Genomic DNA, 18,897 nt, shown 5'->3' on the forward strand with positions numbered 1-18,897 from the left:
GCGCCGGGAAGTCTGGTCGGCACACGGGACACCTGTGTCCGCAGCCAGCCACACCCGCCCAGGAGGCCGCCCCCATGACCGAGTACCCGCGTGACTGAGCAACCGCGCCGTCGCGCCGACACCGTCCTCGGACGGCTGCCGCTCCCGGAACGCACCTTCGTCCTGGACGCGCTGCGCGCGGAGACCGTCGGCGGAGTCCTGCTCCTGGTGGCCGCCGTGGTCGCGCTGATCTGGGCGAACACCCTGCACCACAGCTACGAGAGCGTCAGCCACTTCCACTTCGGCGTCTCCACGCTCGGCCTCGACCTGTCCGTCGCGCACTGGGCGGCGGACGGCCTGCTCGCCGTCTTCTTCTTCGTGGCGGGCATCGAGCTGAAGCGCGAACTGGTCGCGGGCGAGCTGCGCACCCCCTCGGCCGCCGCGCTCCCGGTGATCGCGGCCGTGTGCGGCATGGCGGTCCCCGCGATCTTCTACACCGTCGTCAGCGCCACCGGCGGCGGCTCCCTCAAGGGCTGGGCCGTCCCCACCGCCACCGACATCGCCTTCGCGCTCGCGGTCCTCGCCGTTATCGGCACCGCCCTGCCCGCCGCGCTGCGCGCCTTCCTGCTCACCCTCGCCGTCGTCGACGACCTCTTCGCCATCCTGATCATCGCCGTCTTCTTCACCTCCTCGATCAACTACGCCGCGCTCGGCGGAGCCGCGGCCGGGCTGGTCGTCTTCTGGCTGCTGCTGCGCTCGGGAGTACGCGGCTGGTACGTGTACGTGCCGCTGGCGCTGGTCATCTGGGGCCTGATGTACAACAGCGGCGTGCACGCCACCATCGCGGGCGTCGCCATGGGCCTGATGCTGCGCTGCACCAGGCGCGAGGGTGAGCGCGAATCTCCCGGCGAGCACATCGAGCACCTGGTGCGGCCGATCTCGGCGGGCCTTGCCGTACCGCTGTTCGCCCTGTTCTCTGCCGGGGTCGCGGTCTCGGGCGGCTCGCTGCGCGATGTGTTCACCAAGCCCGAGACGCTCGGTGTGCTGATCGGACTGGTGGTCGGAAAGATCGTCGGCGTGTTCGGCGGCACCTGGCTGGCGGCCCGCTTCACCCGGGCGCGGCTCAACGCCGACCTCAAATGGCCCGACGTCCTGGCGGTCGCCTCGCTCGCCGGGATCGGCTTCACCGTCTCCCTGTTGATCGGCGAACTCGCCTTCAAGGACGACGCGCTGCTCGCCGACGAGGCGAAGGCCGCCGTCCTGGTCGGCTCGCTGCTCTCCGCGGTGCTGGCGACGATTCTGCTGAAGCTGCGGAACAACAAATACCGCGCCTTGTGCGACGAGGAGGAGCGCGACGAGGACGGCGACGGAGTCCCCGACGTGTACGAGCAGGACCAGCCCGCCTACCACCTGCGGATGGCCGAGATCCTGGAACGGAAGGCCGCGGAACACCGCAGGCTCGCCCGTCTGGCCGGGGGCGACGGCGGAGATGACTCCGGCTGAGGCATGATCTGACGGAACGACAACGATTTGACGACGGAGGACGCAATGAGCGCAGCCCACGACGACGACGGGCGCAGCCTCGGCCAGTTGTTCGCCTCCGCCACGGCGGATGTCTCCGCCCTGGTGCACGACGAGATCGCCCTCGTCAAGGTGGAACTGCGGCAGGACGTGAAGCGGGCGCTGTTCGGCAGCGGCGCGATCGGTGTCGCCCTGACCCTGGCCTTCTTCGCCATGCCGATGTTCAGCATGGCCGCCGCGTACGGCATCCACGCGCTCGGGATCACCCTGGGGTGGTCGTTCCTGATCGTCGCCGGGGCGTACGTGCTGATCGCCGCGCTCCTCGGCCTGATCGCGTACGGCCGGTTCAAGAAGGTGAAGAAGCCGGAGCGCTCCATCGAGTCGGCCAAGCAGACCGCCGCGGTGATGAAGAACGCGAAGCCGCACCCGCGTCCGCAGGACACGGCCACGAGTCTGGACAAGGCCGCCGCCAAGCCCGCGCTGCCCCGCGCGGACAGGGACGCGGGACGCGGCGGCGTCCGGGATTCGGTGTCCGGCGCCGGGCCGGATTCGATGGCCGGTTCGACCAGAGCACCCGACCTGAAGATGTGACACTCTCTCCACCATGAGGGTCGTCGGCAGGTCGGGCAGTGCCACGGGAAACGACAGCGGAAGCGGTTCGGGAGAAGAGTCGCGGAACGGCTCGGGGAACGGGCCGGGAACCGGGCCGTCAGGTGCGGGCGGCGGCGGTTCCGTCCCCCGCCTCGAAGGGCCGTGGACCCACCGTGACGTGGCCGCGAACGGAGCCCGCTTCCACATCGCCGAGATGGGCGACGGCCCGCTCGTCCTCCTGCTGCATGGCTTCCCGCAGTTCTGGTGGACCTGGCGGCACCAACTGCCCGCACTCGCCGAGGCCGGTTTCCGCGCGGTGGCGATGGACCTGCGCGGTGTGGGCGGCAGCGACCGTACGCCGCGCGGTTACGACGCGGGCAACCTCGCGCTCGACGTCACCGGGGTGATCCGGTCGCTGGGCGAGCCGGACGCCGCGCTGGTCGGCCACGACCTCGGCGGCTACTTGGCGTGGACGGCCGCGACGATGCGGCCCAAGCTCGTACGCCGCCTCGCGGTCGAGTCGATGCCGCACCCGCGCCGCTGGCGCAACGCGATGCTGACCGATCTGCGGCACAGCAAGTCGGGCGCCTACATCTGGGGCTTCCAGTCGCCCTGGCTGCCGGAGCGTCACCTGGTGGCGGACCACGCGGAGTTGGTCGGCCGGCTGATCCACCAGTGGTCGGGGCCGCGGCTGCCGGACGACGAGGCCGTGGACGTCTACCGGCGCGCGATGCAGATTCCCTCGACGGCGCATTGCGCGGTCGAGCCGTACCGCTGGATGGTGCGGTCGATGGCGCGGCCCGACGGCATCCAGTTCAACCGGCGGATGAAGCGGCCGGTCCGGGTGCCGACGCTGCACCTGCACGGCTCGCTCGACCCGGCGATCCGCAGCCGCAGCGCGGCGGGCAGCGGGGAGTACGTCGAGGCGCCGTACCGCTGGCGGCTCTTCGACGGCCTGGGGCACTTCCCGCACGAGGAGGACCCGGCCGCGTTCTCGACCGAGCTGATCAACTGGCTGAAGGACCCGGAGCCGGACCGCTGAGCCGTACGCTCCCGACGGGCCCAAGCCGCCGCCTCCGCACGGCCTCGCGTCGTAACTGACTCACCCTCAGCGAGGCTCTGACCCGCCATCAGGTGTCCCTCTGCCAGCGCGCCCGCCCCGTACGCATCAGGCGTCCGCGTGTCGGTCATATGATCCGCAAAATGCCGGACGCATACGCCAACCGGGCGACCGAAGGGCGATTACCGACCAAGGGCTGCGGGCACTTAGCTTCGTATGGGTTGGACGCACGACTACCGTGACGTATCACGCAATCGCCGTAACACTTCCGTCTCCGTCAACAGCGGGGCGCCCTTGGCCGTGCTCCCGCCGGGGGAGCCCCAGATCGGAATCCCGCGCATCCTGCGGCGCCGGGCCCGCTGGGTCGGCGCCCGGCTGCGGCACGCCAGGGCGCAGTGACCGCCCGGCCTACGGACGGCCCGGCCGACAGGTACGCCGGGCCGGCCGTCGGTCACCTCACAGCGCGCAGTTCTCCGTGTCGACCTGCCGGCTCGCCGCCCTGCCCGCCGCGATGTCCGGGCGGATCTCGTCGGCGGTGAGCGCGTAACCGGTGTTCGAGTCGTCGAGTGACTTGGCGAAGACGACGCCCGCCACCTGCCCGTTCGTGGTGAGCAGCGGGCCGCCGGAGTTGCCCTGGCGGACGGTCGCGTACAGCGAGTAGACGTCGCGGTGGACGGTGCCGCGGTGGTAGATGTCCGGGCCGTTGGCCTCGATACGGCCGCGGACGCGGGCGGCGCGTACGTCGAAGGCGCCGTTCTCCGGGAAACCGGCCACGATGGCGTCGTCGCGGGACTGTACGTCGCCGCTGGTGAACGTGAGCGCCGGCGCGTTCAGACGCGGCACGTCCAGGACGGCGATGTCGCGCTGCCAGTCGTAGAGGACCACGCGGGCGTCGTACAGGCGGCCCTTGCCGCCGATCTGCACGGTGGGCTCGGAGACGCCGCCGACGACGTGCGCGTTGGTCATCACGCGGTCCTTGGCGAAGACGAAGCCGGACCCTTCGAGGACCTTCCCGCAGCCCGACGCGGTGCCGACGATCTTGACGATGCTGCGGCGGGCGTCGGTGACGACGGCGCTGTGCACGAGGTTCGGGTCGGGAGGAGGCACCGAGGTGATCGGCTCGGACCCGAAGGGCCCGAAGACCTGCGGCAGGCCGTTCTGCGCGAGGGTGGAGCTGAAGTCGGTGAACCAGGTGTCGGCTTCCTGCGGCACCACCCTGGAGACGCCGAGCAGCACCTTGGACGAGCGCACCTCGCGGCCTATCGTCGGCAGCGCCGTGGTGGCCAGCGCGCTGCCGATCAGCCAGGCCACCAGCAGCATGGCGAGCACATTGACCAGCGCGCCGCCGCCCGCGTCGATGGCGCGGGCGGGCGACCACGTGATGCGGGTCCTGAGCTTGTTGCCCAGGTGCGTGGTGAACGCCTGCCCCACCGACGCGCACACGATGACGACCACCACGGCGGTGATCACCGCGACCGAGCCCGGCGAGGAGTGGTCCGTCGCCTTGTCCCAGAACAGCGGCAGCAGATAGATCGCGGCGAGACCGCCGCCGAGGAAGCCGACCACCGACATGACTCCGACGACGAAGCCCTGCCGGTAACCGACCACGGCGAACCAGACGGCGGCGAGGATGAGCAGAAAGTCCAGCACGTTCACCTGGACACGGTCTCATGGCCGCCCCGCCCGACGGCACCGTACGGCCCAGGTGACCTGCGCGGTACGGCCGATGACCGGCACCAGGAGGCCGGACTCGCCCCGGACACCCCCCGAACACCCTTCGGAGGAGCCCCGGCACGCGCCCCCGGGGACCGCCGTACGCGCCCCGGCACGCGCCCCCGGGGACCGCCGTACGAGCCCCGCAGAGGCGGGGGACGGCGCGGACACGCCCTAGGCGAGCGGCACCTTGCGGTCGCGGTCCCAGGGCCGCTCCCAGCCCGCGAACTGCACGATCCTGTCGATCAGCCCCGCGGTGAAACCCCAGACCAGTGCGCCTTCGACCAGGAAGGCCGGCCCGAGGAAGCCGCTGGGGTGGGTCAGGGTCGCGCGGTTGGCGGGGTCGGTGAGATCGGCCACAGGCACCCGGAAGACGCGCGCGGTCTCGGCCGGGTCGACCACGCCGACCGGGGTGGGCCTGCGCCACCAGCCGAGCACGGGGGTCACGACGAAGCCGCTGACCGGGATGTAGAGCCGCGGCAGCACGCCGAACACCTGGACGCCCGTCGGGTCGAGGCCGGTCTCCTCCTCGGCCTCGCGCAGCGCGGCGCGCACCGGCCCGTCGCCGTCCGGGTCGCCGTCCTCGGGGTCGAGGGCGCCGCCGGGGAAGGAGGGCTGGCCCGCGTGCGAACGCAGCGCCCTCGACCGCTCGATGAGCAGCATCTCGGGACCCCGGTCGCCGTCGCCGAACAGGATCAGGACGGCGGACTGCCGCCCGCCGCCTTCGGGCGGCAGAAAGCTGCTGAGCTGTTCCGGCCGGACCCCGGCGACGGCGTCGGCCACCGGTTCGAGCCACCGCGGCAGCCCGGCCGTGCTGATCTCGACCCCGGTGCCTTCTCCGGCATCGGCGCCGAAGCCGGCTCGCGCGTCGGCGCCGAGGCCCGCTCGCGGGTCCGTGCCGAAGCCCGCGCCCATGTCCGGCCCGGCACCCGCGTCCGCTCCGGTGCCCGCCCCCCGCGCGTGGGTCATGAGGCCGCCAGCGGGGGCGCGGGCTGGCCCGGGTAGTCCGGCGGGGGCTTCAGGCGCTGTCCGGGGGCGCCGCCCTTCTCGTACTTGAGCAGCTTCTCCGCCTTCTCCGGGTCCGTCTCGCCCTCGCCGTAGGCCGGGCAGAGCGGGGCGATCGGGCAGGCGCCGCAGGCGGGTTTGCGGGCGTGGCAGATACGGCGGCCGTGGAAGACGACGCGGTGCGACAGCATCGTCCAGTCCGACTTCGGGAAGAGCCCGGCGACGTCCTCCTCGACCTTCTCCGGGTCCTGCGACTCGGTCCAGCCGAAGCGGCGGGCGAGGCGGCCGAAGTGGGTGTCCACGGTGATGCCGGGGACCCCGAAGGCGTTGCCGAGTACGACATTGGCCGTCTTGCGGCCGACGCCCGGCAGGGTCACCAGGTCCTCGAGACGGCCGGGCACCTCACCGCCGAACCGGTCCCGCAGCGCCGCCGAGAGCCCCTGCACGGACTTCGCCTTGGCGCGGAAGAAGCCCGTCGGGCGCAGGATCTGCTCCAGCGTCTCGGGGTCGGCCACCGCCATGTCCTCGGGCGTCGGGTACTTCGCGAACAGCGCGGGCGTCGTCTGGTTCACCCGCAGGTCCGTGGTCTGCGCGGACAGCACCGTGGCGACCAGGAGCTGGAAGGGATTCTCGAAGTCCAGCTCTGGATGCGCGTACGGATAAACCTCCGCCAGCTCGCGGTTGATCCGCCGCGCCTGCCGTACCAGTCCCGCATGCGTCTGCGCGACCTTCGCCTTCTTGATCTTCTTGACCACCGCACCACTCGTCGCCATGCCGCCAGCCTACGGGCCGCCGCCGACACAGGGCGCCACAACGATCGGGGCGCGGTGGCCCGGGTCGGGACCGGCGGCTCAGGGGCGGCGGGGCGCGCCGTCACCGGCCGCGCCGGACGTGTGCGGGAGGTCGTCCCCCGGTCCGGGGCGCTCCCCCGCGGCACCCGCCGTCACGCCGTGCGGCCTGTCCGGTACGGGCCCGGCGGCATGCGAGCCGGTGACGATCCGCGAAGTGTCGGCGGGGCCCGCGCCACGCCCGGTGAAGCCGCGGCCGACGCCGTGTCCCGGCGGGAGTACGGCCAGTTCGTGCAGGAGCTGCCGCAGCCGCAGCAACGGCCTGGTGACCGGCGGCAGCACCGTACCGGCGGCGGGGAGCCTGGTCAGGAGCGCCGCGTCGGCGGTACGCAGGGCGCGGGCGACCTCGGCCGCGGGCCGGCCCTGCGGGGCGGGTGCGAGCGCCAGGGCGGTGGCCGCGTGGCCGAGCGCGCGGCTGGCCTCCGCCAGGTGCGGCGCGGGCGCGAGGCCGGGTGAGCGGCGCGGGCCGAGCGCCAGGGCCCTGGTCTGCCGGGTGACGGCCGCGTAGAGGGTGAGCCGGTGCCGTACGAGGCGCGGGTCGTTGCCCCACACCAGGGGGCGGGTCAGCGGGCGCGCCACCAGGGCGAGCTGCTGGAGGCGGTGGTCCACCACGCGCACCAGGGCGTCGAGGTCGGCGCCGTCGGGGCTTGCGGACCCGTCCTCGCGGTCGGGGCGGCCGTCGTGCTCCAGGCGCGCGGCGGCGGCGTGCAGCAGCTCGCCCACGGCCGCGAAGTAGCTGCCGCGCGCGCTGCTGACGGTGTCGCGCGTGCTGGTCGGCAGGACGACCAGGGCGACCGCTATGCCGATGGCGGCGCCTATGGCGGTCTCTTCGAGACGCAGCATCAGCAGACCGGCGGAGAACTCGTGGAGCTGGGTGTAGAGCTGCGACACCATGATCGTGACGAAGAAGATCATGGCCGCGTAGGAGAGGCTGACCAGGTAGAAGCCGCAGGACATGCTGAGCACGATGACCGCGATCACCCACAGGGTGTGGCCCGCGGTCAGGTGCGCGAGGCCGATGCCCGCGCCGAGGCCGAGCAGGGTGCCGACGACGCGGTTGGTCGCCTTGATGAAGGTCTCCGAGCGGGTGGCGGTGCCGGTGAAGGCGATGAAGGCGGCGATCACCGCCCAGTAGTAGCGGGCCTCCGACAGCTCGCGGCCGATGACGATGGCCAGGGTGCCCGCGACGGCCACCTGGATCGCCTGCCGGGTGGTCAGCGAGAGGCCGCTGAGCCGCCGCCAGCCGCCGCGCGCCGAGACACCGCCCGCGACCGCGGCGGAGCCGGGCAGCCCGCCCATGGCCAGGGTCACGGCGGGGGCGAAGTCGGCCGGGGCGTCGAGAGCGTCGTCGTGGGTGCCGTGAGCGGGACGGGGGTCGCGGCCGGGGCCGTCTGCCGCGCCTTGTGCGGCCTTCGGGCGCCGCACCTTGTGCCCGCTTCCGTTGTGGGATCGTCCGACGTCCGCCTCCGCGGCGCGCCTGACCTCCCTGACCAGCACCGTGAACTCCCAGGCGGCGGTGGCCAGGTGATAGGCGAAGCAATCTGTGGCGGGTTCGGCGCGCGCGGCCGTCACCGGGTCGTCGGAGTCGACGAGTGACAGTACGTCCCTGGCCCGCCGTTCGGCCGCCGCGTATTCGCTGCGCGCCAGGTGCGCGGCGATGGCCGCGGCCTCGGGCGCGAGGCGCCCTCCGGTGCCCGCGAGCGCGTCGGCCGCGGTCGCCACGGCGTCCACCGCCAGATGCGCGTCCAGCGTCCTGCGGCGTACTCCGGCCGCGGACCGGCCCGGCGGCAGGGTGCCGGGGTGGGCCGACCAGCCCTCGATGACCAGCGCGGTCTCGGCGAGCCTGAGCTGGCGCGAGTGCAGCTCGCGGCGGAGCCGGGCCAGCCGCCGCACGTCCTTGGGGTCGGTCTCCAGCAGGTCGGCGCAGACCCGGGCGACGGCCCCGGCACGGGCGCCGAAGGCGCGGCGGACGCGGGTCAGCGTCCGCTGGGGGTGGGCGCGCAGCACGGTGGTGGACAGCAGCAAGACCCAGCCGGTGGCGATGCCGACGGCCGCGAGCAGGTCGGGGAGCTGCGCGAGGCGGGCGTCGAGGAAGGCGGCGAAGAAGTAGCCCATCCAGATCATGAAGCCGTAGAAGAAGTACGGCAGTCCGAAGCGGCGGATGAAGACGGCCACGAACATGACGGCGACGAAGACCGCGAGCATCGCGTCGGTGTGCCCGGCCACCGAGACGCCGATGACCATGCCGGTGCCGATGGCGACCGGGAAGAACACGGCCGTGCGGATCTTCGGCAGCACCTGGGTGCCGTCCAGCGCCATCGAGCCCATCATCGCCATGACGGTGCCCAGCAGCATGCCGACGAGGGTGCCCTGGGGACCCGCGTGCGTGGCGCGCCCGTAGCCGTACTCGATCGCCAGGGTGGTGCTCATGGCGACCGCCGCGCCGAACGCCGTGCGGAGTCTTTGCAGGCCCGGGTCCGATCCGACTATCCGGTCCCAGACCTCGCGCGTCCAGCCGCTCGACCCCACCGCGTCCCCTCCCGCTCGGCCTCGCCGAATTCATCGGTATGATGCCGATATTAACACGTGCATCGTACCGATATCTGGATCTGGAGTGGCCGTGGCAGGGACCGCGAAGGCAGAGGGGACCGAGGGGACCTCCGCCGCGCTCGATGTGATCGAGCATCAGACCGCCGTGCTCGTCAGGAATTTCGAGCTGTTCTACCGGCGCACCGACATCCACGACACCCTGGACCGGGCCGAGTACCTGCTGCTGCGCACCCTGGCCGGGGGCGGCCCGCAGGACATCAACTCGCTCGCCGCCGCGCTCGGCCTCGACCCCTCGACGGCCGGCCGCCAGGCGGCAGCGCTCCAGGCCCAGGGCCTGGTCGCCCGCTCCCCCGCCCCCACCGACCGGCGGCGCAGCATCGTCACGCCGACCGCCGAGGGGCTGCGGCGGATGGAGGAGGTACGCGCCCGGCGCGCGGAGAGCCTGGCGGGACTGCTCGACGGCTGGACCGAGGAGGAACGGCGCACGCTGGGTGCGATGTTCACCAAATACAACCGGTCGGTGGCCGCGCGCTTCCGGACGGCGGCACCGGGGACGGAAGCACCGGAGGCCGCCCACGAGGGCGCCCACGAGGGCGCCCACGAGGGAGCGTCCACCGCGGCGCAGGCACCGGCGCCTGAACCGGTGCCGGTGCCGTAAATCCGCGAAGGTCCGGTAAACCCGCGCCGACGCGGGCGTTCGAGCCGTCCGGCGCGCAGGAATTCGTACGAAATTCGTACGGCCGTGCGCGAAGGGCCCACTCCGACGCCCCAGCCGTTATGTTGTTCGCTCATAGCGGAATCCGGCTCAGGGGCCACCCGTTCGGCCCTTCCTGAGCCGTTTACGGACCCCGATCGGACCCCCAATCGGACCCCCGGAGCACGGCTACGGGCCTGGATAAGACATCCTTGTGATTGATCGCACTGTTTGAGACGTCATGCATCATGGGGAAATCCCAGCGATGTCGACAAGGAGAGAGCTCGTGGACGACGTTCTGCGCCGTGCCCCGCTTTTCGCGGCGCTCGACGACGAGCAGGCCGCTGAACTGCGCGCCTCCATGACGGAGGTCACGCTCGCGCGTGGCGACTCGCTGTTCCACGAGGGTGACCCCGGGGACCGGCTGTACGTCGTCACCGAAGGCAAGGTCAAGCTGCACCGCACCTCGCCCGACGGCCGCGAGAACATGCTCGCCGTGGTCGGCCCCGGTGAGCTGATCGGCGAGCTGTCGCTCTTCGATCCCGGCCCGCGCACCGCCACCGCCACCGCGCTGACCGAGCTGAAGCTGCTCGGTCTGGGCCACGGCGACCTCCAGCCCTGGCTGAACGTACGGCCCGAGGTCTCCACCGCCCTGCTGCGCGCCGTCGCCCGCCGCCTGCGCCGCACCAACGACGTCATGTCCGACCTGGTCTTCTCCGACGTCCCCGGCCGCGTCGCCAAGGCGCTGCTCGACCTCTCCCGCCGCTTCGGCGTGCAGTCGGAAGAGGGCATCCACGTCGTCCACGACCTCACGCAGGAAGAGCTGGCCCAGCTCGTCGGCGCCTCGCGCGAGACCGTCAACAAGGCCCTCGCGGACTTCGCGGGCCGCGGCTGGCTCCGCCTGGAGGCCCGCGCCGTGATCCTCCTGGACGTCGAGCGGCTGGCCAAGCGCTCCCGCTGACGCCCTCGGCACCGCACGCACACGAAGGCCCCCGCCCGGTCGAACCGGGCGGGGGCCTTCGCGCTGCGGGCAGCCCCGGCTACCAGGCGAGTTGGGCGATCTCGTCCGCGACGGCCGCGCAGGCCGCCGTGGACGGGTCGATCAGCGGGAAGTGGCCGGTGCCGGGCAGCCACGCGGCGACGACCTCCTCGCCCGCGACCGCCGCGGCACGGGCGAAAGCGTGGCTGACCTGCGACGGAACCTCATTGTCAGTGGTGCCGTGCACGATGGTTGTGGCGATACCGGTGGGCAGCAGCGCGGCGGGGTCGGCGTCGGGCAGACGTGCCGTCAGGTGCTCGGGTCCGCCCAGCAGGTCGACGACCGCGCCGGAGCAGACACCCAGCCGGATCGCCGAGGTGAGGTCGGCGATCGGGGCGAGGGCCACGACGCCGCGTACGGGGGGAGGTGAGGGGCGGTGCCAGGGGGATTCAGGGGGCAGGACGTGACGGGCGGCGGCCCACAGCGCGAGGTGGCCGCCCGCGCTGTGGCCGGTCAGGACGGTGCGGCGGGGGTCGACCACGTCGGCGCCGAGCGCCCGCACGGCGAGCGCGGGCAGCGCGTCCAGAGCGGCGGCCACGTCGTCGAAGGTGTCGGGCCAGCGCCCGGCCGGTGGCAGCGCGTCGGGCGCGGGGTCCGAGCGGTCGCGGCCTTCCTGCGGCGCCTCGAGGGCCGGGCCGCGGCGGTATTCGACCGACGCGACGGCGTAGCCGTGGGTGGTGAGGTGGGCCGCGAGCGGCGAGACGTGGGCGCGGTCGTGGGCGGCGCGCCAGGCACCCCCGTGGAAGAGGGCCACCAGCGGGGCCGGACGGCCGGTGGGGGCGCCCTCGGCAGGGGCGGGCCGGTAGAAGTCGACCACCTGGTCGGGGTGGTCGCCGTAGGACGCGGTGGCATCCGGCGGCACCGGAGCGTGGCCGAACGCCGACGCCTCCTCGGCCGCCGCCCGTCGCCCGGAGGCGGCATCGGCGGCGGGCGGGGACGTGGAGGGGTCGGCAGCGGACATCGGTTACGTGGTCCCTTCGGGTACGTCGAGCGGGTCGGTTTTCTGGGGTACGGCGGTGGGTCGGGCCGCGACGGGCGTGCCCGGTCCGCCGGCCAGGACGTCGGCCAGTACGCGGGCGGCGCGCAAGGCGTCGGCGTACCGGGTGTAGAGCGGTGTGAAGCCGAAGCGCAGCACGTCGGGGCGCCGGTAGTCGCCGACGATGCCGCGCGCGGTCAGCTCGCGCATCACCTCGCCCGCCCCCGCGCAGCGCAGCGAGACCTGGCTGCCGCGCTCCGCGTGGTCGGCGGGTGTGATCGGCTCGGCGCGCCCGTACGGCACCAGCGCGGCCACGCAGTCCAGGAAGAAGTCGGTCAGCGCCAGGCTCTTGGCCCGCACGTCCGCGACGCCGACACCGTCCCAGACGTCGAGCGCCGCGTCCAACGCGAGCAGCGACAGGATCTCCGGCGTGCCGACCCGCCCGCGGGGCGCGCCGTCCGCCGGGGCGTACTCCGGGGCCATGCCGAACGGGTCGGCGTGCGAGTTCCAGCCCGGCAGCGGCGAGTCGAAGCGCGGCTGAAGCTCACGCCGCACATAGAGGTACGCGGGCGCGCCGGGCCCGCCGTTGAGGTACTTGTACGTGCAGCCGACCGCGAGGTCCACGCCGTCCGCGTCGAGCGCGACGGGCAGCGCGCCCGCGCTGTGGCACAGGTCCCAGAGCGCGAGGGCGCCCGCCGCGTGCAGGGCCGCCGTGACGGCGGACAGGTCGTGCAGCCGCCCGGTGCGGTAGTCCACGTGGTTGACCAGCGCCACGGCGGTACGGTCACCGGCCGCGTCCGCGATCTCGGCCGCGTCCACCGCGCGCACGGTGTGACCGGTCAGCCGGGCCGCCGACGCGGCGATGTAGCCGTCCGTGGGGAAGGTCGCCGCGTCCACCAGGATCTCGGTGCGGTCGGCGGGCGCCATCCGCACGGCGGCGACCAGCGCCTTGAAGACATTCACGCTGGTCGAGTCCCCGACCACGACCTGCCCCGGCGCGGCGCCCACCAGCGGCGCGATCCGGTCGCCGATCCGCTCGGGTGCGGTCCACCAGCCGCTCTCCTCCCAGGACCGGATGCGCAGCTCGCCCCACTCCCGGGTGACGACGTCGCTCAGCCGGGGCAGCACGGCGGTGGACAGCGCGCCCAGCGAGTTGCCGTCCAGATAGACGGTGTCGTCCAGCACGAAGCGGTCCCGCACGGCGGCCAGCGGATCGGCGGCGTCCAGCGCGTCCGCGCGGTCCTGAAGGGCGGCATCCCCTGCCGCGACGGCCTCAGACATGGCTGCGCGCCGTCCACAGCTCGGGAAAGACGTTCTTCGTGGCGCGCTTCTCCAGCCAGGCCACCCCCGCCGAGCCGCCCGTGCCCGACTTGGCGCCCATCGCCCTGCGCGTGGCCACCAGGTGGTCGTTGCGCCAGCGCCAGACCAGCTCGGCGACATCCGTCAGGGCCTCGCCGAGCCTGATCAGCTCGGTGTCCTGGTCGGCGTCCGCGTACACGCTCTGCCACGCCCGCTCGACCTCCGCGTGCGGCTCGTACCGCAGCGCCGGGTCGCGCTCCAGCACCTCGGCGGGCACCGCATAGCCGCGGCGGCTGAGCAGTCGCAGCACCTCGTCGTACAGGCTCGGCTCGGTCAGCGCCTTCTCCAGCTCCGCGTGCGCGCTGGGGGTGCCCCGGTGCGGCACCAGCATCGACGCGGACTTGTCCCCGAGCAGGAACTCCAGCCGCCGGTACATCGCCGACTGGAACCCGGAGCCCTCACCGAGGGCCGACCGGTACGCGTTGAACTGCGCGGGGGTGAGATTGGCGATCGGTTTCCACGAGGCGTTCAGCGACTCCAGCTCCGGCAGGCTGCGCTTGAGCGCCGCCATCGCCGTCGGCAGGTCGTCCTCCCTGAGCGCCGCCGCCGCGGTGGTCCATTCGTGGACCAGCAACGTGAACCACAGCTCCATCACCTGCGTGGTGACCAGAAAGGCCATCTCGCCGGGCTCGTCGGACAACGGGTGCTGCAAGTGGGTCAGTACGGACGCCTGCACGTAGTCCTCGTACGGCGTGCTGCCCTCGAACGAGAGGTTCGGGGTCGCCGCCTCATCGGTCGGTGCGTCGGACATGGTCTTACCTCCAGAAGCGGACCCGGGATCACCGGGCTACGCCGAGATCATCTGCGGTGCGGCCCAATCCGGCAAGGCCCGGCTCCCCCCAGGGTGCCCCTGCGCAAGGGCCACCGCCCCCGGGGTGCGCTCGCGCGAGGGGCTGCGCCCCTCCGGCACCGCTGCGCAGGTGGGTTCGCCGGTAGCCATGGAGCCGAAGGGCGCGCCGGTGTCGAAAGCGACGATGAGCAGGGAGCGAGGAACGAGCGACCGTCGAAGAGGACCGTCGACACCGGATCTAAGCGCCCGGAGGCGGAAGGGCGGCAAAAAAGGGGGAAGGACGGTGAGCCTGCGCAAGGCGGCTCCCCCGCACGTCCCCCCGCCACCCCTATCCAACGCCAGAGGGATCACCCCTCACTCCACCCCCGGACCTCCCACGTACGTCCCCTTCGGGTCGTACGGCCACTCGTTCGCTCGGCACCCGTTCAGGCCCTTGATCTGCTGCATCATCACCGGGGCCGGCCTTCCCGGGCCCGGGCAGCCCTCGTGGCCGTGGCCGATGCGGTGGCCGACCTCGTGGTTGATGATCAGGGCGCGGTAGCCCTCGATGGGGCCCTTGAACTCGGGGGAGCCGAGCAGCCAGCGCTTGAGGTTGACGACGACGGTGGAGCCGACGTCGCAGTTGACCTCGCCGCGGGTGAGGAGACCGGCGGCGCCGCAGATGTCGTCGACGGTGTCGGGGGTGGCGATCTTGACGACGAAGTCGGCGCGGCCGGAGGAGACGAGCTGGAAGCCGTCGTGGCCGTCGGCGGTCCAGCCGCGGGGGTTGGCGAGGATGGCGGCGATCTCGTGGGCGGCGTCGGCGGCGGACAGGTCGATACCGCCTTCGACCTCGACCTTGTAGCGGCGGACGGTGCCGTGTCCCGTGGCCTTGCCGCTGGCGTCGGCGGTGCTGAAGCGACCGGTGCCGGAGACGGGCACCTTCGGCGGCTCCGCCTTGTCCCTCGCGGACGGCGGAGTGCCGCCCCCGGTGTCACCGTCACTGCCGCTGCCGTCGCGGGCCGGTGCCGTGGTGGCGCCGAGGCCGTGGTCGATGGCGGCGGCGGAGTCGACGTTCCTGCCGTGGTTCCAGGTGGCGTACCCGACGCCCGCGGTCACCATGATCAGTCCCACGGCCAGGGCGGAGCCGACTATCGCGGCGCGGCCCCTCGTCCGACGTCGGCCCGGTTGACGGCGTGGCTGTGCCAAGACTCCCCCTGCGCTGGCGCAGCGGTCGTCGAGGCCCCGGCTCCCCGGCCGGTCTCACCCCGTGCTGCGTGTGGACAACCGGATCAGAATCGCACATTGATACGGGGGCTCAGGCGTCGGTCCGCCCTTGTGGCACGACTGCGACAAAGCACGTTCCCCCTGGTGAGACCCAGGGGGAACGCGAGGGAAACAGGAAAAGAAGGGCGGGCCGGCCGTCAGGTCAGGGTGTCGGCGGCGGTCGGCGAGCTGTCCCGCAGGAAGACCGTGCAGCGCTCGTACTCGTCCTGCTCGCCGATCGCCTGGGCGGCGCGGGCCAGCGCGTGCAGGGCGCGGAGGAAGCCGCGGTTCGGCTCGTGCTCGAAGGGCACGGGACCGTGGCCCTTCCACCCGGCGCGGCGCAGCGAGTCGAGGCCGCGGTGGTAGCCGGTACGGGCGTAGGCGTACGACTCCACGACGCTGCCGGCCTCGAAGGCGTCGTCGGCGAGCTGCGCCCAGACCAGCGAGGAGGCCGGGTATTTCGCCGCGACCTCGGCGGGCGCGGTACCGGAGGCGAGCAGTTCGCGCGGCTCCGGGTCTTCGGGCAGATGGGTCGGGGCGGGTCCCCCGAGCAGGTTCTCGTTGATGGCCATGCGTTCCAGTCTGCCCGAGCCCCCACCGTAAAGGCCCCCGGTAGATGCCAGGGGCCTTCGGCGGCGAGCCCGAAACCGCGCGGGGAGGCCCGGAGGCCGCCCGCACACGCAGCCGTACGAGGGCCGACAACGTCATGCGGTCCGTCCCGGAACCCGTCCGGAAGCCGGTCCCGTCCGGAAGCCGGCCCTGTGCAGAACGCCGTCCCGGAACCCGTCCGGAGGACTACTTGCGCTTGTTGCCCGCCGACCGCAGGTTCTCGGCGGCGACGACCACGCGGGCGGCCATGCCGGCCTCGGCGGCCTTGCCCCAGACGCGGGGGTCGTAGGTCTTCTTGTTGCCGACCTCGCCGTCGACCTTCAGGACGCCGTCGTAGTTGCGGAACATGTGGTCGGCGACGGGCCGGGTGAAGGCGTACTGGAGGTCGGTGTCGATGTTCATCTTGACGACGCCGTTCTCCAGCGCCTCGTTGATCTCCTCGAGCGTGGAGCCCGAGCCGCCGTGGAAGACGAAGTCGAAGGCGTTGGCCTTGCCGTACTTCTGGGCGACCGCGTCCTGGAGCTCCTTGAGGATGCCCGGACGCAGGACGACGTTGCCCGGCTTGTAGACGCCGTGGACGTTGCCGAAGGAGGCGGCCAGCAGGTAGCGGCCCTGCTCGCCCAGGCCGACGGCCTCGACGGTGCGGTAGGCGTCGTCGACGGTGGTGTAGAGGTTGTCGTTGATCTCGTGCGAGACGCCGTCCTCCTCACCGCCGGTCGGGGTGATCTCCATCTCCAGGATGATCTTGGCCTTGACGGCCTCGGCCAGCAGTTCCTTGGCGATGGCGAGGTTGTCGTCCAGGTTCTCCGCCGAGCCGTCCCACATGTGGGACTGGAACAGCGGGTCGCGGCCCGCGGCCACGCGCTCCTGCGAGACCTTCAGCAGCGGACGCACGTACGCGTCCAGCTTGTCCTTGGGACAGTGGTCGGTGTGCAGCGCGACCGTGATCGGGTACTTCTCGGCCACGATGTGCGCGAACTCGGCGAGCGCGACCGAGCCGGTCACCATGTCCTTGTTGTACTGACCGCCCAGGAACTCCGCGCCGCCCGTGGAGATCTGGATGATGCCGTCGCTCTCCGCCTCGGCGAGGCCGCGCAGCGCGGCGTGCAGGGTCTGCGACGAGGTGACATTGATGGCCGGGTAGGCGAACTTGCCTGCCTTCGCCCGGTCGAGCATCTCGCTGTAGACCTCGGGGGTTGCGATGGGCATCGTGTCCGCTCCTCATGATCTGCGGGTGGTCCTGCTGTGGCCTTACTGGCGTGGCGACGTCTTTGTCGCTCCCATCTTCCCAGACTCGAACGGATACACCACCTCCGTGCACACCCAGTGGACGACGGCCTCTGGAGTGTTTCACGTGAAACACTCCAGAGGCCGGAAAAACGCAGGTCAGAGCCGGTCGAAAGCGCTCAGGACCCGGTCGGGGCAAGCTCGGAGCCCGCTCAGCGCCGGCTCAGGACCGGCTCAGGATTGACTCAGGACCGGCTCAGGACCGCGACACGGCTGCGCGGCTCACGCGGCTCAGGCGGCTCACGCGGCTCAGGCGAGGCCCAGGTCGTCCAGCGAGTACGCGGCCAGGTACGGCAGTCCCGCGTCCGCGATCGCCCCGGCCGCGCCGCGGTCCACGATGACGGCGACGGCCACCACCTCGCCGCCCGCCTCCCGTACCGCCTCGACCGCGGTCAGCGGCGAACCGCCCGTGGTCGAGGTGTCCTCGACCACCAGCACGCGGCGGCCCTTGACCTCGGTGCCCTCGATACGGCGCTGCAAGCCGTGCGCCTTGTTGGCCTTGCGGACCACGAACGCGTCGAGCCGCTGCCCGCGCGCCGCGGCGGCGTGCAGCATCGAGGTGGCCACCGGGTCGGCGCCGAGCGTCAGCCCGCCCACCGCGTCGAAGTCCAGTTCGGCGGTGAGGTCGAGCATCACCTGTCCGGCGAGCGGCGCGGCCTCGCCGTCCAGGGTGATCCGGCGCAGGTCGACGTAGAAGTCGGCCTCGAGCCCCGAGGAGAGGGTCACCTTGCCGTGCACCACGGCCTTGTCCTTGATCTGCCGCAGCAGCGCGTCTCGCGTCTGGTCACTCATGCCGACTAGTATCCCGGCAGGCCGGGGGCTCAGCCGATCCGGTGCCAGGTCCACTCCGTGCTGATCTCCAGCGGGTCGATCGGGGTGACCAGGCGGGGCAGGGTGTTGAGGCCGTTCGGCGGGCCGGACTGGGGCTCGACGCAGACCGCCTCGGTCGGCTCGGTGTAGACGACCGCCCATTCGGAGGGGCTGGTCACCCGGACCGTCATCTCGCCGGGCCAGGTGAGGGTGATGTCCACGCCGTCGGGCATGCCGAAGCAGTCGTCCCAGGGGCCGGGCCTGGGGTCGACGCGGTTGCCGTTCGGCAGGTGGTTGTCGCCGCGCTCCTCCTGCCAGGCGGCGGTGAAGGCCAGTTCGACGTCCTGGCCGCCCTGGCCGAGGTTGCGCAGCCACCACGGGTGCCAGCCCGCCTGCGCGGGGAAGGAGTCGCCGGACGCGTCGGCCTCGACGCTGAGCGTCAGCTTCACCGAGTGCGGGGCCAACTCGACGGTGTGCGTCACCCGTCCGGGGTACGGCCACGGCTCGGCGAGGTCGAAGTAGTACGCGGCGGTGGTCTCGGTCGCGGGCGCGGCCTCCTGCCAGGCGGTGTGGCGCCCGGTGCCGTGGATGGCGTGCGGGGGCGCGTCGACGGGGAGTTGATGGGTGACGCCGCCGTTGCGGAACACCCCGTTCTCCGTACGGCCGCACCACGGCACCATCAGGAAGGCGCCGAATTTGTCTCCCTGGCGCAGGAGTTCGGTCCCGCCGACCTTCAATGAGGCGATCCGGCAGCCGTCGTGGGGCCGCAGGATCAGTTCGGCGTCGCCCGCCGTCAGCTTCGTCTCGTTCGACACGGAACG

18 protein-coding genes are annotated in these 18,897 nt (G+C 72.4%); 6 read left to right on the top strand and 12 right to left on the bottom strand.

Annotated elements, in window-relative coordinates:
• The first annotated feature begins 90 nt into the window (after nucleotides 1-90).
• The 4 genes from nhaA to ABZX65_RS28765 all read left to right on the top strand — a co-directional run bounded on the left by nhaA (nucleotide 91) and on the right by ABZX65_RS28765 (nucleotide 3,550).
• The gene (gene nhaA / locus ABZX65_RS28750) at nucleotides 91-1,482 is read left to right on the top strand and encodes a Na+/H+ antiporter NhaA (RefSeq protein ID WP_355346167.1); all 1,392 of its coding nucleotides are present in this window, start codon (nucleotides 91-93) and stop codon (nucleotides 1,480-1,482) included.
• A 45-nt stretch (nucleotides 1,483-1,527) separates the two neighbouring features.
• Complete coding sequence (locus tag ABZX65_RS28755) at nucleotides 1,528-2,091, top strand: phage holin family protein (protein ID WP_355346170.1); 564 nt, start codon at nucleotides 1,528-1,530, stop codon at nucleotides 2,089-2,091.
• A 178-nt stretch (nucleotides 2,092-2,269) separates the two neighbouring features.
• Nucleotides 2,270-3,133 (top strand): alpha/beta hydrolase, encoded by an 864-nt coding sequence (locus tag ABZX65_RS28760; protein ID WP_355346173.1) that lies wholly within the window; start codon nucleotides 2,270-2,272, stop codon nucleotides 3,131-3,133.
• A gap of 234 nt (nucleotides 3,134-3,367) precedes the next feature.
• Nucleotides 3,368-3,550, top strand: a complete 183-nt coding sequence (locus tag ABZX65_RS28765) for a hypothetical protein (RefSeq protein WP_223187240.1) — start codon at nucleotides 3,368-3,370, stop codon at nucleotides 3,548-3,550.
• 57 nt (nucleotides 3,551-3,607) lie between these two features.
• Here ABZX65_RS28765 and ABZX65_RS28770 read toward each other — a convergent pair whose 3' ends face one another.
• The 4 genes from ABZX65_RS28770 to ABZX65_RS28785 all read right to left on the bottom strand — a co-directional run bounded on the left by ABZX65_RS28770 (nucleotide 3,608) and on the right by ABZX65_RS28785 (nucleotide 9,147).
• Nucleotides 3,608-4,807, bottom strand: coding sequence for a MarP family serine protease (locus ABZX65_RS28770; protein WP_355346177.1), 1,200 nt, complete (start codon nucleotides 4,805-4,807; stop codon nucleotides 3,608-3,610).
• Between the two features lie 231 nt (nucleotides 4,808-5,038).
• The gene (locus tag ABZX65_RS28775) at nucleotides 5,039-5,833 is read right to left on the bottom strand and encodes a CoA pyrophosphatase (protein WP_355346180.1); all 795 of its coding nucleotides are present in this window, start codon (nucleotides 5,831-5,833) and stop codon (nucleotides 5,039-5,041) included.
• The gene (gene nth, locus ABZX65_RS28780; RefSeq protein ID WP_355346183.1) at nucleotides 5,830-6,642 is read right to left on the bottom strand and encodes an endonuclease III; all 813 of its coding nucleotides are present in this window, start codon (nucleotides 6,640-6,642) and stop codon (nucleotides 5,830-5,832) included. Before nth ends, ABZX65_RS28775 begins: the two co-directional genes overlap by 4 nt.
• A 78-nt stretch (nucleotides 6,643-6,720) precedes the next feature.
• Entirely contained in the window at nucleotides 6,721-9,147 is a 2,427-nt protein-coding gene (locus ABZX65_RS28785) for an FUSC family protein (protein ID WP_355346186.1), read from the bottom strand.
• 190 nt (nucleotides 9,148-9,337) lie between these two features.
• Between ABZX65_RS28785 and ABZX65_RS28790 the strand changes: the two genes are divergently transcribed.
• Both ABZX65_RS28790 and ABZX65_RS28795 read left to right on the top strand, forming a co-directional pair.
• Nucleotides 9,338-9,925: a MarR family transcriptional regulator gene (locus tag ABZX65_RS28790; protein ID WP_355346189.1), complete on the top strand. Its 588-nt coding sequence runs from the start codon at nucleotides 9,338-9,340 to the stop codon at nucleotides 9,923-9,925.
• Between the two features lie 322 nt (nucleotides 9,926-10,247).
• A complete protein-coding gene (locus tag ABZX65_RS28795; protein WP_033174884.1) occupies nucleotides 10,248-10,922 on the top strand; it encodes a Crp/Fnr family transcriptional regulator in 675 nt (224 codons plus the stop codon).
• A gap of 79 nt (nucleotides 10,923-11,001) precedes the next feature.
• Here the strand turns inward: ABZX65_RS28795 and ABZX65_RS28800 are convergent, their stop codons facing one another.
• The 8 genes from ABZX65_RS28800 to ABZX65_RS28835 form a co-directional block, all read right to left on the bottom strand.
• Nucleotides 11,002-11,961: an alpha/beta hydrolase gene (locus tag ABZX65_RS28800; RefSeq protein WP_355346193.1), complete on the bottom strand. Its 960-nt coding sequence runs from the start codon at nucleotides 11,959-11,961 to the stop codon at nucleotides 11,002-11,004.
• 3 nt (nucleotides 11,962-11,964) lie between these two features.
• A complete protein-coding gene (kynU, locus tag ABZX65_RS28805; protein WP_355346198.1) occupies nucleotides 11,965-13,257 on the bottom strand; it encodes a kynureninase in 1,293 nt (430 codons plus the stop codon).
• Entirely contained in the window at nucleotides 13,250-14,086 is an 837-nt protein-coding gene (locus tag ABZX65_RS28810) for a tryptophan 2,3-dioxygenase family protein (RefSeq protein WP_355346201.1), read from the bottom strand. Before ABZX65_RS28810 ends, kynU begins: the two co-directional genes overlap by 8 nt.
• A gap of 393 nt (nucleotides 14,087-14,479) precedes the next feature.
• Nucleotides 14,480-15,226: a DUF3152 domain-containing protein gene (locus ABZX65_RS28815; protein ID WP_355346328.1), complete on the bottom strand. Its 747-nt coding sequence runs from the start codon at nucleotides 15,224-15,226 to the stop codon at nucleotides 14,480-14,482.
• A 302-nt stretch (nucleotides 15,227-15,528) separates the two neighbouring features.
• Entirely contained in the window at nucleotides 15,529-15,942 is a 414-nt protein-coding gene (locus ABZX65_RS28820) for a DUF3151 domain-containing protein (RefSeq protein WP_355346204.1), read from the bottom strand.
• A gap of 223 nt (nucleotides 15,943-16,165) precedes the next feature.
• A complete protein-coding gene (fbaA, locus tag ABZX65_RS28825; RefSeq protein ID WP_355346207.1) occupies nucleotides 16,166-17,188 on the bottom strand; it encodes a class II fructose-bisphosphate aldolase in 1,023 nt (340 codons plus the stop codon).
• Nucleotides 17,189-17,515: 327 nt separating this feature from the next.
• Nucleotides 17,516-18,058, bottom strand: coding sequence for an orotate phosphoribosyltransferase (pyrE, locus tag ABZX65_RS28830; protein WP_355346210.1), 543 nt, complete (start codon nucleotides 18,056-18,058; stop codon nucleotides 17,516-17,518).
• Nucleotides 18,059-18,087: 29 nt separating this feature from the next.
• Nucleotides 18,088-18,891, bottom strand: a complete 804-nt coding sequence (locus tag ABZX65_RS28835; RefSeq protein WP_355346213.1) for an aldose 1-epimerase — start codon at nucleotides 18,889-18,891, stop codon at nucleotides 18,088-18,090.
• Between the last annotated feature and the right edge of the window lie 6 nt (nucleotides 18,892-18,897).

It is taken from the genome of Streptomyces sp. NPDC003300 (assembly GCF_040610915.1).
Classification (GTDB): domain Bacteria; phylum Actinomycetota; class Actinomycetes; order Streptomycetales; family Streptomycetaceae; genus Actinacidiphila.

What these genes read in the sequence shown, in the direction of transcription:
- ABZX65_RS28755 (WP_355346170.1), top strand. Translation starts at nt 1,528, where the DNA reads ATGAGCGCAGCCCACGACGACGACGGGCGCAGCCTCGGCCAGTTGTTC.
- ABZX65_RS28765 (WP_223187240.1), top strand. Translation starts at nt 3,368, where the DNA reads ATGGGTTGGACGCACGACTACCGTGACGTATCACGCAATCGCCGTAAC.
- ABZX65_RS28775 (WP_355346180.1), bottom strand. Translation starts at nt 5,833, where the DNA reads ATGACCCACGCGCGGGGGGCGGGCACCGGAGCGGACGCGGGTGCCGGG.
- nth (WP_355346183.1), bottom strand. Translation starts at nt 6,642, where the DNA reads ATGGCGACGAGTGGTGCGGTGGTCAAGAAGATCAAGAAGGCGAAGGTC.
- ABZX65_RS28785 (WP_355346186.1), bottom strand. Translation starts at nt 9,147, where the DNA reads ATGAGCACCACCCTGGCGATCGAGTACGGCTACGGGCGCGCCACGCAC.
- ABZX65_RS28800 (WP_355346193.1), bottom strand. Translation starts at nt 11,961, where the DNA reads ATGTCCGCTGCCGACCCCTCCACGTCCCCGCCCGCCGCCGATGCCGCC.
- kynU (WP_355346198.1), bottom strand. Translation starts at nt 13,257, where the DNA reads ATGTCTGAGGCCGTCGCGGCAGGGGATGCCGCCCTTCAGGACCGCGCG.
- ABZX65_RS28810 (WP_355346201.1), bottom strand. Translation starts at nt 14,086, where the DNA reads ATGTCCGACGCACCGACCGATGAGGCGGCGACCCCGAACCTCTCGTTC.
- ABZX65_RS28815 (WP_355346328.1), bottom strand. Translation starts at nt 15,226, where the DNA reads ATGGTGACCGCGGGCGTCGGGTACGCCACCTGGAACCACGGCAGGAAC.
- ABZX65_RS28820 (WP_355346204.1), bottom strand. Translation starts at nt 15,942, where the DNA reads ATGGCCATCAACGAGAACCTGCTCGGGGGACCCGCCCCGACCCATCTG.
- fbaA (WP_355346207.1), bottom strand. Translation starts at nt 17,188, where the DNA reads ATGCCCATCGCAACCCCCGAGGTCTACAGCGAGATGCTCGACCGGGCG.
- pyrE (WP_355346210.1), bottom strand. Translation starts at nt 18,058, where the DNA reads ATGAGTGACCAGACGCGAGACGCGCTGCTGCGGCAGATCAAGGACAAG.